The 15,653-nt window shown below is 53.3% G+C and carries 5 protein-coding genes; 2 read left to right on the top strand and 3 right to left on the bottom strand.

The features are described 5' to 3' along the window. The first annotated feature begins 67 nt into the window (after window positions 1–67). Together GNP95_RS15030 and GNP95_RS15025 are read left to right on the top strand one after the other, a co-directional pair. A complete protein-coding gene (locus tag GNP95_RS15030; RefSeq protein WP_155611682.1) occupies window positions 68–757 on the top strand; it encodes a sugar phosphate isomerase/epimerase family protein in 690 nt (229 codons plus the stop codon). Between the two features lie 54 nt (window positions 758–811). Further along, window positions 812–1,678, top strand: coding sequence for a sugar phosphate isomerase/epimerase family protein (locus tag GNP95_RS15025; RefSeq protein WP_155611681.1), 867 nt, complete (start codon window positions 812–814; stop codon window positions 1,676–1,678). A gap of 177 nt (window positions 1,679–1,855) precedes the next feature. Here GNP95_RS15025 and ectB read toward each other — a convergent pair whose 3' ends face one another. Genes ectB through GNP95_RS15010 form a run of 3 tightly spaced genes read right to left on the bottom strand, consistent with a single transcriptional unit; the run spans window position 1,856 to window position 15,637 of the window. Further along, a complete protein-coding gene (ectB, locus tag GNP95_RS15020) occupies window positions 1,856–3,115 on the bottom strand; it encodes a diaminobutyrate--2-oxoglutarate transaminase (protein ID WP_155611680.1) in 1,260 nt (419 codons plus the stop codon). Between the two features lie 46 nt (window positions 3,116–3,161). Further along, a complete protein-coding gene (locus GNP95_RS15015) occupies window positions 3,162–4,439 on the bottom strand; it encodes an MFS transporter (protein WP_155611679.1) in 1,278 nt (425 codons plus the stop codon). Next, window positions 4,436–15,637, bottom strand: coding sequence for a non-ribosomal peptide synthetase (locus tag GNP95_RS15010; RefSeq protein ID WP_196427192.1), 11,202 nt, complete (start codon window positions 15,635–15,637; stop codon window positions 4,436–4,438). Before GNP95_RS15010 ends, GNP95_RS15015 begins: the two co-directional genes overlap by 4 nt. Window positions 15,638–15,653 lie beyond the last annotated feature (16 nt).

Genomic DNA, 15,653 nt, shown 5'->3' with positions numbered 1-15,653 from the left:
CGGGTTCTCACAACCTTCTCGGTGCTAAAAAGTCGACTTACAAGCAATATAAAGGAGGCAACCAAAGATGAAATTGACCAATAAAATTGGCGTCATTGTGGACAGCTTTGGCGTGGGCGTAATGGAAGGGCTGAAGAAAGCAAAGGAGGTCGGCGCGGAGGGCGTGCAAATTTACGCCGTATCCGGCGAGATGGATCCTGCCGCGCTGACACCGGCCAAACGCAAGGAGCTGCGCAGCTACATCGATGGACTGGGGCTCGAAATCTCCGCCCTGTGCGGCGATTTGGCCGGACACGGCTTCCAGGATGCAGAGGCCAATCCCGCGAAAATCGAGAAGTCGAAGCGGATCCTCGACCTGGCCGTGGAGCTGGGAACCTCCGTCGTAACGACGCATATCGGCATCGTTCCGGATGACAGAAACGGGCGGATTTACCACGCGATGCAGGAGGCATGTGAGGAGCTGGGCATATACGCGAAGAGCATGAACGCTTATTTCGCCATTGAGACCGGACCGGAGCCGGCAGCGCATTTAAAAAGCTTCCTGGATACGCTCAGCACCAACGGCGTCTCCGTCAATTTTGACCCGGCGAACATGGTCATGGTGACGGGCGATGATCCTGTGGAAGGCGTGAAGCTGCTCAAGGACTACCTCGTGCATACTCACGTTAAAGTTTTGACGATCGAGCGTGAAGTCGGCGACAATCCTGCGGAAGACATCCGCAAGGCCGTAGAATTCATCCGCGCTTATCGGGACTAATGAGCATACTCAAGAAATCTTAACTACCTAACCTAGCGAAAAGGAGTCATCCTTATGAAATTGGGAATTAGCTCTTACAGCTTGTATCAAGCGATGCGCGACGGCAGCATGACCATTGGGGAGGTGATCGAATGGGTCGCCGGCATCGGTGCCAGCCATATCGAAATCGTGCCGGGACTCGGCTTTGATTTTGCGGCCAATCCGGAATTGGAGGAGCAAATCAGGGAGAAAGCCGCGGCTGTGGGCATCGGTATATCGAACTATGCGATTGGAGCCAACTTCCTCACGGAGACCGAGGAGCAGTACGAAGCGGAAATCGCCCGCGTCATGAGCGAGGTGGACCGGGTCCATCGGCTGGGCGCGAAGCTGATGCGTCATGACGTGGCATCCCGACCGGATACCTCCATCGCCCGCTTTCAGGAAGACTTGGACAGAATAGCCGCGGCCTGCCAGCGCATTGCCGACTATGCCAAGCAGTACGATATCACAACGAGCGTGGAGAATCACGGCTACTATGTCCAGGCCAGCGATCGGGTGCAGGCGCTCATCCATGCCGTGGACCGCCCGAACTTCAAGACAACGCTGGATGTCGGCAACTTCGTCTGCGTGGACGAAAATCCGGTTGCCGCCGTAAAAAACAACCTGCCCTACGCCTCCATGATTCATATCAAGGACTTCTACATCCGTCCATCCTACCGCAATCCGGGCGAAGGCTGGTTCACCAGCGCCAGCGGCGATTACCTGCGCGGCGCCATTGCCGGACACGGCGACCTCGACCTATACGAGATTCTGCGCCTGATCAAAGCTTCCGGATACGATGGCTATATGTCTATCGAATATGAAGGCATGGAGGATTGCCGGCAAGGTACCAGAATCGCCTTCGACAACGTAACACGCATCTGGAACGAGATTCATACTTAATGTAATTAACTTCCACATCCACGCCACGTAAACAGCAGCGGGACAACATATCTGTAACCGCATCTAAACTGATTACAGACATGTATCCGCTGCTGTTATAGTGGCTTTTATTCGTAGCTAGACAGGAAATTCCTCCAATGGACTTGGCCGGTGTTTTTTACTTCAGAGCATAAATGATTAATGACTAAAAGTATGGCAAACCCGGCTGAAGCTCTCGGCAATAATTTCGCAGCCCCGCTTCAGGTTCTCTATGCTGATTGTCAGCGGAGGCATGATCTTGATCACCGTATCATTCCGGCCGGCCCGCTCTAGAATCAGGCCGTTCTTAAAGCAATTTGCCGTAATTTCTCTCGCGGCTTCTTCCCCTAGATGAGAGACATCGATGCCCCAAATCATGCCGATGCCCCGGAACTTCAGATCCGCATCTAAAGGCGCGATCTCATTTTGCAAATAATGCTTGATAAATGCTTCCTTTTCCCGTACCTGCTCGCCCAGCCTCTCCGCCGTCCTGAATTCCAATGCCGCCTTGGCGGTAACGAAGGCAAGCTGATTCCCCCGGAACGTTCCGTTATGCTCCCCTGGACTCCAGATGTCAAGTTCAGGTCTGATCAAGAGCAAGGACATCGGCAGGCCGTATCCGCTGATCGATTTGGATAAAATGACGATGTCCGGCACAATCCCCGCGCGTTCGAATGAGAAGAACGGCCCCGTTCTGCCGCAGCCTACCTGGATATCATCGATGATCAGCAGAATATCGTGCTCATCGCACAGCTGACGCAGGCTATGCAGCCACTCGATCTCGGCTACATGAATTCCGCCCTCCGCTTGCACGGTCTCCAATATCATCGCAGCCGGCTTGCCGACCCCGGAATGCGTATCGGACAGAATATGCTCCATGTAACGGATCGTATCCAGCCCCTCAAACGATTGCCCATAAGGAATGAAAGTCACGTTATTCAGCGGCATTCCCGCGCTTTCGCGCATCGAATTGCTGCTCGTAATCGACAGGCTCCCCAAGGACATTCCATGAAATCCGCCCATAAAAGCAAAGACGCCCGTTCTGCCCTTGACCTTCCGGGCCAGCTTCAATGCGGCCTCCACCGCATTCGTTCCCGTCGGTCCGCAAAATTGCAGCTTATAGTCCAGAGACTGAGGCTTCAGAATATGCTCGGAGAACGAAACGATGAAGTCTTCCTTCGCCTTCGTATACATATCAAGCCCATGCATAATCCGGTCCTGGGACACATATTCCATGATTTTCGACTTCATAAACTCATTGTTATGCCCGTAGTTGAGCGCCCCGGCGCCAGCAAAGAAGTCGATGTAGGCTTCTCCGGTGTCGGCATATAACTGGTCGCCCTTCGCTTTATCGAATACAACCGGGAAACTTCTGCAATACGACCTAACATTGGATTCCAGCAATTCGAACGTCTTCATCTTTCATTCATCCTCCTCATCGATTATCGTTTTCTCATCATCCATGTCAGGCTTCATGCACTTCCACCGCTCTCACCGGCTCCGGCTCGGCATCCTGGGTGAAGAACTCTCTTAGCTCGCGGTTGCGATAGGCTATAAAACCAACAACGAATAGACCTGCACCAGAAATTACAGCGATATAAGACCAATCCATACCTTCCAGAGCAGCACCGTATACCCACATGCCAACAGGCACGGCAATAGTAGTCACCGTATTGACCACCCCAAGAATACTGGCTCTGATCCGCTCGGGAATATAAATTTGCACATAGGAGAGCATAGGAATATTGCCCATCGTATTCAGCGCACCCGTCAGCGCCAAGACAATCATATAGCCGGCCATCAGCGTAATCTTTGCGCTCATATCGAAGATCGGCCATTTCGGAAACATCCACATGGCGATGACGAAGCCTTGCAGCTGAATCAGAATGAAAATTTTATTGGTAATAAAACGATTAATCTTGGGCACCGAAACAATGATGGCTCCGATAATCACGCCTACCGCTAATGCGGCTTCAATGAACGACAGCTGTTGGGGCGTCATATCCAGCGCTTGATAGACAATAAAGGGCAGGATTAACGAAACCGCCGGCGCGATGACAAAGTTAACCACGACGAATATCGATAACAAGTACTTGATCGCAGCACGCTGCCTGATGTATTGATACACCTCCTTCAAGCTTTCCACATAAGGCTTGATCTCCCCCATATGCTCCTTGCGGGATGAGAACTTCAGCGCCATGTTGAGAAATCCGGAAAGGATGAACGCAACCCCTTCGATCAAGAAAATTTTCTCCAGGCCGAACTTACTATAGGCGACAGCCCCGAGCACGGGCCCCAAAATACTGATCAGGGCCCCTATGCTCTGGTTGCTGGAATTCACCGTAGCTACCCGTTCGGGAGCAACGATGTTGGGCACAGACGAATTGATCGTCAGTGTAAAGAACGCCTGGAGCGTGCTCATTATCATCGCATACACAATAAAGAGCAGGATGCTGTCGTGGTAAAATTGAAACAGCAGCATTAACAGTAAAATCGATGTGCCGCTAAGGAAGTCGGTCGTAACCATAATCCGTTTTTTATTGCTGCGATCCACGAACACCCCGGCGAAAATATTGACGAAGATGCCCGGAATATAAGTAAAACTCAATACAAGGGCGAACATGCTGGCTGAACCGGTGAGATCGAGAATATACAGACTGAGCGCAAAGCGGAAAATGGACGTTCCCAACTCCGTAATTAAGCGGCTTAAACTGAAGATCGCAATATTTCTTGTGTCTCTCATAGATTTACACCTTTCAGTTGTGCAGAGGCATACCCTTTAACCTGTTCCCGGGCCGCCTTATCCAGCATGCTCCGGATGGATTCGCAGCTCTCTTCCACTGGAAGCGCCAGCGTAATATGAATATGGTTGCCCTGATGCCAGGTCATATAGAGAATCCGGTTTGGATCGTCGCAATTCACGCCTTCTGCATCCAAGTATTCTAAATCTGCTTCTCCACTCAGCTCACCCAGATAATTGAAATTGACAGGCGTCTCCTCAAAGGCGGCGAGCAAAGCATTTCTCGCTTCCGCAAAATCCGGATCTATCGATTCGTTATATAGCAGATTCGCAAAATGAATGTTGTAGTCCGAGGCGGTTTGCAGCTTCTTGCTGACCAGCTTGCTCTGCATATCCATATCCTGCTTAAGGTCCAGCAGCAGGGGAATGTAATCAATACATTCGCCGACGATGTCAAAATATGCGGCCTCCCCGTACTGTCTTCCGAAGTGGGTCATCCACATCGGAATCTGCTCCACGCCCAGATATGCGCTAAAGAATTCAACAAAGATGCCCATCGCCAGCTTCCACCTGCTCTCTGCATCCTTATGCCCTTCCGCTAGCTGCTTCAGATTGATGCTGTGGTTGATGACCGTTATCTGCGCCCGGCCGTCCCCGCTTCGCGTTTGCATGGCCGCGGCGATCTGCCTTGCCACCGTCCCGAAATTGCGAAGGTCATAGAGCTCATAAAGCTCCTTGGCCGATATTCCTTCCGGGCCTCGGCTAATTTGCGCTATGAAGTCCGTAAATGTCGCGCCCTGTTTCGGCTTGACTGCCTTCCCTTGGCGGAGAAGCTCATAGCCTTCGATCACTTGGCTGCGGAGGACTTCATTGCTCATATAATCGAAAATGGTGTGGGAGAACGGAAGCAGCAGCAAATATTCCTTCACACTCTGCTTAACCAGCAGCACACGGTACATGAGTGGATCCTTGTCCGAGTATGGCTTAATAAAGAACCTGTTCATGAGCGACTTCAAAATATCCGTCTGCGTACCTTGCTCGAATGGGGAAATATCGATCATGGGCAATTCAAGCTGTTGCGGGCGCTCATGCAGCTGCCAGTATCCTTCCTCATCTCCATCACTTTGAACCAGCACACTGCGCATCACCTCTTCAGCGGATACAATTTGCTGAAGCGCCTGGCGCAGCAGATCCGGCTGAAGCGCCTGATTCCATTTCACCATCGTTCCCGACACGTCTTTATGCTTGAAATGATACATTTGTGAAGGTGAAATTCCGTATTCCTTCACGACCTGTCCGCCCGTAACTCCCTGCGCATAGAGCTCCTGCATGTGCCAAATCTGCTCAAGCATGCCATCGACCCAGGCCGCAGCTTCTGTCTGCTGCAATTGCAGCCGTGCATTCAGCTCCTCCCGGCTCATGCTTGGATGCCTTGTATCCTCATTCAGTTCCCTGGCATCGAGCAAATAATGCGGGTGCAGACGCTCATCCAAATGCTCGGCGATCAACGTCTCCGCTTCCTGCTTCAGCGCATCATCCAGACCAACTATATGAACGATGGAATATTCCTCGTCCTCAACGAAGTAGGTCTTCCACTCGCAGGATCGCTGGAGACGGCCGCTGAGCCACTGCTCCGCCTGCCGGACATCCGTAATCCGCTGCTTCTCGTCAGGAGCCAGACGCTGCGCATAAGCCGACAACTCGGCAGGAGTCTGATGGGCAAAAACCTGGTTGATGCTGATGGTCCAACCACGCTCGGCCAGCTTCGATACCATCTGCATCGCCTTTAACGAATGGCCCCCAATGGCAAAGAAATTATCATGGACGCTGATCCGCTCTATGCCCAGAATTTCCGACCAGACCTGAACGGCCAGCTCCTCGTGCTCATTTCTTGGAGCGGTGTACTCCACATCGCCTCCGTGGTATTCCGGTTCAGGGAGCGCTTTGCGATCGACCTTGCCGTTGACGTTCAGCGGCAGCACCTCCATGAATACGAATGCGGAAGGAATCATATAGTCGGGCAGCTGCTGGGCCATATATTCCTTAACGGCTGGAACGGTCAACTCTCCGTCGGCTACTACGTAAGCACAGAGGAACTTGTTCGTTTCTTCATATTCCTTAACGAGAATGACGACTTCCTTGACCGCCGGGTGGTTAAGCAGAACACTTTCGATCTCGCCAATTTCGACTCGAAACCCTCTGATCTTAACCTGATTGTCCATTCTGCCAATGAACTCGATGGAGCCGTCAGGAAGCCATCTTGCCGCATCCCCCGTCCGATATACCCGATCCCCTGGAACAAAAGGATTGGGAATGAACTTCTGCCTGGTCAGCTCTTCATTGTTCATGTATCCGCGGGCAACACCGTCCCCTCCGACCCAGAGCTCGCCAGGCACGCCGACCGGATTCAGGTTTCCGTATTTATCGACGATATATGCCGTTGAATTGCTGATCGGCGGCCCAATCGGCACGCTTTTCTCATACGCTTCTTCGATGATGAAGCAGCAGGAGAACGAGGTGTTCTCCGTAGGACCGTACCCATTTACCACGGTCAACTGCCCGCAATGCTCCCTCACAAGCTGGATATGCTTCGGGGAGAGAATATCTCCGCCGACGATCAAGTAGCTAACCGTACGGAACATATCCGGCTTCTGCTGGGCGAACTGGGTAAATAGCGGCGATGTCAGCCATAACATCGTGATGCGATGCTGCTGAAGCACGGATTCGACCCGGATCGGATCCAGCAGTGTAAATTTATCGACCAGGTACAGGCGCGCGCCATTCAGCAATGCTCCCCAAATATCAAATACACTGACGTCGAATACCGGAGCCGCTGTCTGCAGCACGCGATCCTCTCGCGTGAAGCGCACATAATTCGTATTCCTGACCAGCCGGGCGACGCCGAGATGCTCGACCATAACCCCTTTAGGCAGTCCCGTAGATCCCGAAGTATACATCACATAAGCGAGATGACCGGGGTTCGTCTCATGGGGGAGATTAGGCGCATCAAGATTGTCCAGCTGCTTGTGATCCAATACGACAGCTTCTACGCCATCTATCGCTCTGTCTGCGTAACAACTGCGGGCAAGCAGCACTTTGGCCTCGCTATTCTTAAGGAAATATTCGACCCGGTCCATCGGATAATCCGGATCAATCGGAAGATAAGCGCCCCCTGCCTTCAGAATCGCCAGCATGCCGATGATCATTTCCAGCGTGCGATCCCCGATAATCGCCACAATCCGATCAGGGGCAACTCCCTTGTCCCGCAATATTGCGGCGAGCTGGTTCGCCTTGGCGTTAAGCTCGCGGTAAGTCAGCTCCGTATCGCCATAGACAACTGCGATGCGGTCTGCCTGCTGTTCCGCCTGCTCTTCGAACAGCTCATGGATCGTTTGGTGCGGATAGTAAGCTGCCGTATCATTGAAGTCTGCGATAATTTGCCGCCGCTCCTCCTCCAGCAGCAGACCGATGTCGTACAATTTAATATCCATATCTGCCGTAACGGCCCGCAAGATTTGAACATAGTGCGCAATCAAGCGCTCAATCGTATCTTTGCGGAATAGCTTGACGGCATATTCGATATCCAAACGGATCTCCGCTCCATCTTCTGCCGCCGTAACCATCAAATCGAATTTGGACGTGCCGTTGTCGAACGGGTATGGCTCCATACGCAGGCCATCCAGCTGAATCTCCTCGACCCCGACATTATCCACGGCAAACATCGTGTCAAATAGCGGATTGCGGCTTACGTCCCGCGCGACCTCCAGCTTCTCCAGCAGATCCTCGTACTGGATCAGTTGATTCTCGAACGCCTGCAGTGAATGCTCCTTCACTTCCTCCAGGAAATCCCCGAAGTGCTTATGCCCTTCAGGCTGAGTACGGATGGCAAGGGTGTTAACAAACATCCCTATGATGCCCTCCAGTTCCTTCCGCGCCCTGCCTGCGGTCGGCGTACCGACGATAATATCCTCCTGGTTCGCATATTTGGATAAGAGAATGTTGTATGCGGCAAGCAGGAACATATACAAGGTAGTTCCTGTCCGCGCAGCCGCTTCAAGTATGCGAGAGCTTAAATCGCTATCCAGCCTAACCGTCAAGCTATCCCCCTCGAAGCTCTGCATTTGCGGACGCGCATAATCGGTAGGTAGCGTGAGCACCGGCAATTCTCCCGCGAAGCGCTCCAGCCAGTATTGCTCCTGCTGTCGATAGGCTTCCGATTGAAGCATTTTATTTTGCCAGACCGCATAATCCTTATATTCCACCCGCGTTGCAGTACTGCTCTGCTCTTGGCCGCTGTACAGCTGGCTTAGCTCCTCAACCAGCAGGCGCACAGACTCTCCGTCTGAGATGATATGATGCATGTCGATCATCAGAATATGCTTGTCCGCATGAAGGCTTGCCAGCCCCACGCGAATTAACGGTGCCTGCTGCAGATCGAAAGGCTGAACAAATTGCCGGATGGCCTCCTTGATTCGCGCAGGCTCATCCATAATGACCATTTCCCGGATCTGAAATACGACCTCTGGATGCACAATTTGCACCAGTCCGCCTCCCCTAAGCTGGAACGAAGTTCGGAAGGCTTCATGCCTGCGAATCAAGGCATCGAATGCCTGCTCCAGCCTGGAGCGATCCAGACTTCCAGACAACTGCAGGACAAAAGGCATATTGTACGTCGTTCCGGCACCCTCCAGCTCGTTCAAAATCAGCAGACGCTTTTGCGCTGAGGATACCGGGTAATCCTCCTGATCGGGGATGCGTTCAATTTCCGTGTATCCCTGCCGCTCCAGCGCATCAATCCCCGCAGCCATCTGCTCCAGAATAGGATGGCGAAAGACGCCGCTTAGCGGCAGGTCAACTTGAAAAGCTTCCTTAATGCCGGAGGTCAGCGCCGCCGCCTTCAATGAATGCCCGCCAAGCTCGAAGAAATGGCTATGCGCCCCGACCTGCTCCACCCCGAGCACATCAGACCAAATCTCAGCCAGTCTCTGCTCCGTTTTACTGCGCGGCGGAACATGGTTATCCGTTGCCGCGGAATGGAAGTCGGGCTGCGGCAGCGCACGGCGGTTCACTTTGCCGTTCGCGGTTAATGGCAGTTCATCCAGGAACACATAATGGACTGGAAGCATGTATTCCGGCAATTCCCGGGCCAGGTGCTCTCTCAGCTCCCGTACCGGCCATTCCCGGGAAGCGGCAATATAGGCGCATAACTCCGGTTCTTGCCGCAGGTTCTCTATCGCCAGGACAACAGCCTCCTTGATCCCCGCCTGCTTCAGCAGAACATTCTCTACCTCGCCCAGCTCGATGCGGTAACCGCGGATTTTAACCTGTTCATCCATCCGGCCTAAATACTCGAGGTCGCCTTCCGGCAGCCATCTGGCCAAATCTCCGGTCCGGTACATTCTTTCGCCGGGATAGAACGGGTCGCTCGTAAACTTCTCCGCCGTCAAGTCAGGCCGGTTCATATAACCCCGGGCCAAGCTGTCCCCGGCAACGCAGAGTTCGCCAGGCACCCCAACCGGGAGCAGCTTGTCATTGGCATCCAGGATATAGACCCGCACATTGTCGATCGGCTTGCCGATCGGAATATTGTCGTACTCTCCCTTGACCTTGAATGCCGACGTCACGATGGTGTTCTCCGTCGGCCCATAGTTATTGACCAGCTCATAAGGCGTCGGACGATATACTCTGAGTTTATCTCCCCCCGTAATCAGCATGCGCAGCGAGTCGTTGTCGAGCTGGATGAACTGCTCGCAGACCGCCGTCGGCAAGAAGCTGATGGAAATACGGCTGTTGTTGTAATATTCCGCTAATAACCGTACATCGTATCGAATTTCCTCCGGAATGATGTGCAGCTCGCTGCCTGACAAGAGGGCCGGGAAAATCTCCCACACCGAAGCATCGAAGCCGAATCCGGCATATTTCGTACATTTGTCCGCGTCTGTCAGTTGGTAGTACGTCTGGTACCAGCCGGTCATATTCAGCAAGGAACGATGCTCGATCATCACGCCCTTTGGCTTGCCCGTCGAACCGGAGGTGTAAATGACATAGGCCAGGTCGGTTGGCGAGGCCTCCGCAGATGCCAGCGGTGGCGTTGATGTAGATGGCGATGAGGACGTCGTTGGTATTGGCGCTGACGATGTTGACGAAGGCTGCGGCCCCGCTTCCCTGGACGTAACAAGCGCATCCTCCAGATCAATCGCTTGAATATGCCTTCCGGCCATATGAACCTTCATATCTGGAGCAAGCATATCTTTCGCTTGCAGCAGCCGGCTCTTAGTCAAGAGCAGGCCAGCATTGCTATCCTCCAAAATATAAGCGATGCGGTCGGCCGGATATTCATGGTCGATCGGCAGATAAGCTCCTCCTGCCTTGAGCACGGCGAGCACGGCAACGATCATTTCGATCGAATGCTCAGCCATAATGGCCGTAACTTCGCCACGCTTGACGCCAAGCTCCCGCAGCATTTGAGCAAACCTGCCCGCCATCTCGTCCAATTGCCGATAAGTTAACCGCTCCTCCTTAAATACAAGGGCGATATGCTCCGGCGTCCGCCCGGCCTGTTCCGCAAACAGTTCATATACCGTCCGGTTGCGCGGGTAGCCGGCGCGGGAACCATTGAAATCAACCATCATTTGCTGCCGCTCCTCTGGCGACAGCAATTCGATATCTGCGAGCTTCATCTCTTTACCCGCGGCAATGACTCGCAGCACCTGGACAAAATGCTTCAGCAGCCGTTCAATCGTAGCAGCCTTAAACAATTTGACAGCATACTCTGCGTCGATGAACATGCCTTGCTCCCGCTCGACCACCGTCAAGGTCAAATCGAACTTGGACATTCGGCCATCCCAAGAGCAGGATTGCACGGCCAGTCCAGTTAAATCAGCCTCTTGAATATCGATGTTCTGCAAGGTGAACACCGTATCGAACAGCGGATTGCGGCTCATATCCCGCCGTAAGCCGAGCTGCTCGATGAGATCTTCGTATTGGTAGTCCTGATGCTCGAAAGCCTGCAAGGCCGTTAGCTTCACCTCATTCAGGAAATCCCCGAATGTCTTCTGCGCTCCCGGCTTCAGGCGCAATGCCAGCGTATTGACGAACATACCGACCGTATGAAGCACGTCTGCATGGGTTCTGCCCGCCGTCGGAGAGCCGATCACGATATCCTCCTGAGCCGAATACTTAGACAGCAGCACACTGTAAGCGGCAAGCAAAACCATATACAAGGTAGCTCCCGTTTCATTAGCAAGCTGCTTCAGCCGGGACGACAGTTCCTGGTCGATTTCCACGGAGGCAACCGCTCCCTCGTAGCTTTGAATTTGCGGACGCGGGTAATCGGTCAGCATATTCAGTACCGGAGGCTCCTCGGCGAACTGTTCCAGCCAGTAGCGCTCATGCCGCTGCAAGCCCCCGGAGCCGAGCTGCTTATTTTGCCAGACGGCAAAATCTTTATATTGAATGCGCTGAACACCTAAACGCTCCAAGCCTTGACCGTTGTACAGCTCGCTGAATTCCTTCACGATGACGCTGATGGAAGAGCCGTCAGCGACAATATGATGGATATCAATGACGAGCACATATCGCTCCTCCTGGCGTTTGGCGAGAGCGGCCCGCAGCAATGGAGCCTGGCCAAGATCGAACGGCGTGACCAGTTGATCGACGATATCCTCCATATTCTGATCAGGATGAACGTCCAGCTGCTCCATCGTAAAATCAACGCGGTCATGAATTCGCTGAACAGGCTCGCCCTGAAGGAGGGTAAAGGAAGTCCGCAAGGGCTCATGACGCGCAATCAACGCTTGAAACGCCTCTTCCAGCCGCTTCACATCAAGCCTGCCCTCGATTTGCATCACAAACGGCATGTTGTATGCGGTATCCATGCCTGTCATTCCATTTAGAATAAACAGCCGTTTTTGCGCCGAGGACGCGGGATAGTATTCAGCCGCCGGGGCAGGCTCGATAGCTAGTGCGGGATCAGAACCCGCTTCCTGATTCCCGCCAATGCGGGCCGCCATGTCTGCAAGTACAGGGGTCTGGAACACATCCGCCAGCGGCAGCTGAACCTGAAATTGCTTCTTCACTTCCGAAACCAGCTTCAGGGCCGTCAAGGAGTGGCCGCCCAGCTCAAAGAAATGATCATTCACGCCGACAGCAGGCACGCCTAGCACATCGCTCCATATGTCGGCGAGCTTCTGCTCCGCCTCATTGCGCGGGGCAACATAGATACCTTCATATGCTGCGCTCTCCTCCGGCACGGGCAGAGCTTGGCGGTGAACCTTGCCGTTCGGGGTCAGCGGCAGCTGATCCATGAATACCCAATGGGAAGGAATCATGTAATCAGGAAGATAGCCCGCCAAATATTGCCTGATTTCCGCTGCACCCAGTTCACCCTCGCAGACGAGATAAGCACATAGGGCCTTGCTGCCTTCGCCTTTGTCCCATACCGTGACGATCGCTTCCTTCACGGCCTTGTGCAGCTGGATCCGGCTTTCAATCTCCCCGATTTCAATGCGGAATCCCCTGATTTTCACCTGATGATCCAGCCGGCCGATGAACTCGATCGTACCGTCCGGGAGCCAGCTTGCTGCATCTCCCGTGCGGTAAACACGCTCACCTTCCGTAAACGGACTGGCCATGAATTTCTCCGAGGTCAGCGCCTCGTTATTGATGTAGCCCCGAGCCACACCGTCGCCCCCGACCCATAGCTCGCCCGGCACACCGACGGGGCATAAGTGCCCGTATAAATCGACGACATAAGCCGTAGAATGAGCAATCGGCCCGCCAATCGGAATGCTCTTCTCCTCCTGTGAAGTAATCGTATAGCAGCAGGAGAAGGTCGTATTCTCGGTCGGTCCATACCCATTGATCAGCGTCGTGCCCTTGCACTGCTCCGCCACCTGTTGAATATGCTTGGGCGAGAGGGCATCTCCGCCGACAATCAGATAGCGAAGCGGCTGGAACAACTCCGGCTGCTGCTGGGCCAGCTGATTAAACAGCGGGGAGGTGAGCCACATCGTCGTAATGCTGTATTCGCGAAGCGCTTGGCCCAGCTTCTCTGGATCCAGGATCGATGTTTTATCGATAATATACAGCTCCAGCCCGTTTAGCAGCGCGCCCCATATTTCAAACGTGCAGGCATCAAACACAGGAGCCCCCGTTTGCAGGATGCGATCCCCCGGCCGAAACGGAATGTAGTTCGTATTCTGGACAAGACGAACTACATTCTGGTGCTCGATCATAACCCCTTTGGGCCGCCCCGTTGAACCTGACGTGTACATGACGTAGGCTAAATTTGCAGGCTTCACAGGGTTCTGCCTCACCTGGAGCGGCGGCTCATCAAGCTGCTGGTCCAGATTGGAGGCAGGCTCCCTTTCCGGCTCGTTCTCATCAAGAATGATCACCTCAGCTTCACTCGCCAGGCGTTCCGCGTAGCATCGCGGAGTAACAACCCATTTCGCCTGGCTGTCGAGAAGCATATATTCAATGCGGTCGGCAGGGTATTCCGGATCGATGGGCAAATAAGCGCCCCCTGCCTTCAAAATCCCCAGCATGCCGATCACCGTGTCCGCGGAACGCTCCCCGACCAGGCCGACGATCTGATCGGGGCCGACTCCTCTGCTGATGAGCCTGGCTGCAAGTTGATTGGCTTTATCGTTCAATGCTTTATATGTCAGATTTTCACCGTGATGAACGATGGCAAGATTTCCGGGAACTCGCTCGGCCTGACGCTCGAACAATTGCACGATGGTTTGGTCCCGCGGATACTCGCCTGCCGTGTCGTTAAACCTGTGTAAGATTAACTCTCGTTCCTCGGCCGTAATTACTGAAATATCCCGCAGAAGCACATTCGCATTTTGGCTGACCGTATTCAGCACTTGCTCATAATGCTGGAACAAGCGATCCATCGCCGCCTGTTCATAGCGGGCCGCATTATATTTGAATTTGACCTCAAGGCCTTCATTCGGCATCAAAATAAGATTGAAATCATAATGCGTCTGTTCAAAATCCTCCAGCTCGCTAATAGCGAATGGCTCTTTCGCCTCTGCTTCGTCCAGCGGATCCGCACTCACCGGATAGTTCTGAAAGGCGTAAATATGATCGATTAGGTGCTGTTTCTTGGTTGATAGGGACTGAATTTCTGCAAGTGGATAAAAATCGTAGTTTTGCGTTTCTAAGGAGGTAAGTTGCACTTGTTGAATGAGAGAAGAGAAGGTTTGGTCGCCATGGAAGGTAATCCTGATGGGAACGGTGTTGATGAACAGCCCGATCATCTGCTCAACCCCGTCCACTTCCGCCGGCCGGCCGGAGGTGACGGAACCGAAGACTACATCCTCGGTTCCGTTGTAACGGCCTAACAGCAGCGCCCAAGCGGACTGGAGCACCGTATTTAGCGTCACTTGATGGGCTTTGGCCACCTGCTCCAGCCGCTGAGCCGTCTCCTCGCTGATTTGATAGCTGCGATCGATTTGCTCGTTCGCCTTCTGGCGCATCATGCCTTGGTCGTGATGCCCCTTGCCGTCCTGGCGTCGAATCCCGAAAGAAGGCAGTTTAATCGCCGAATCATAGCCTTGCACATAATCGGCCCAATAACGGCGGGCCTCCTCGCGATCCTGGCGATCCAGCCACTGGATGTAGCTAGCGAAGGGAGGCGCCTCATCCAGCTCCAGAGCTGCGCCCTGGCTCAGCGCTTTATATACATCGAACAGTTCCTGTACGATCGTTTTCAAGCACCAGCCATCCATAATGATATGATGATAGCTCCAAATCAGCTTATAACGACGCCCCGCTTGCTGATCTATTTGCTGATCCGTTTGCAGCACAGCCGCCCGCAGCAGCATATCCTTCGCCAGGTCGAAGCCCTTCTTCTGATCGGCCTCGATGAAGCGTTGTATATATAGCTCCTGCTCTGCCTTGTCCATTTGGGATATATCTTCGTAATGAACGGACATGCTGCGCTTCTTGAAAATAATCTGCTTCGGATTTTTCATATTTTCGTGAAGGAAGTTCAGCCTTAGCACATCGTACTTGTCGATCAGAGCGTTAAAACTTCTCTCCAGCAGCCCGACGTCCAGCTGCCCTGTGACGGTACAGGCAAACTGTTCGAAATAAGCCGTGGACTCCGGATTCAAATAGGAATGAAAGAGCATTCCCTCTTGCATCGGCGTCAGGTTGCATACCCCGGCGATTGACAGCTTTTCGTTCATGACCATCCCTCCTCTA

Origin of the sequence: Paenibacillus woosongensis (genome assembly GCF_009725165.1) — a bacterium.
Lineage (GTDB): Bacteria > Bacillota > Bacilli > Paenibacillales > Paenibacillaceae > Fontibacillus > Fontibacillus woosongensis.
This window is presented reverse-complemented; position numbering and strand designations above follow the sequence as displayed.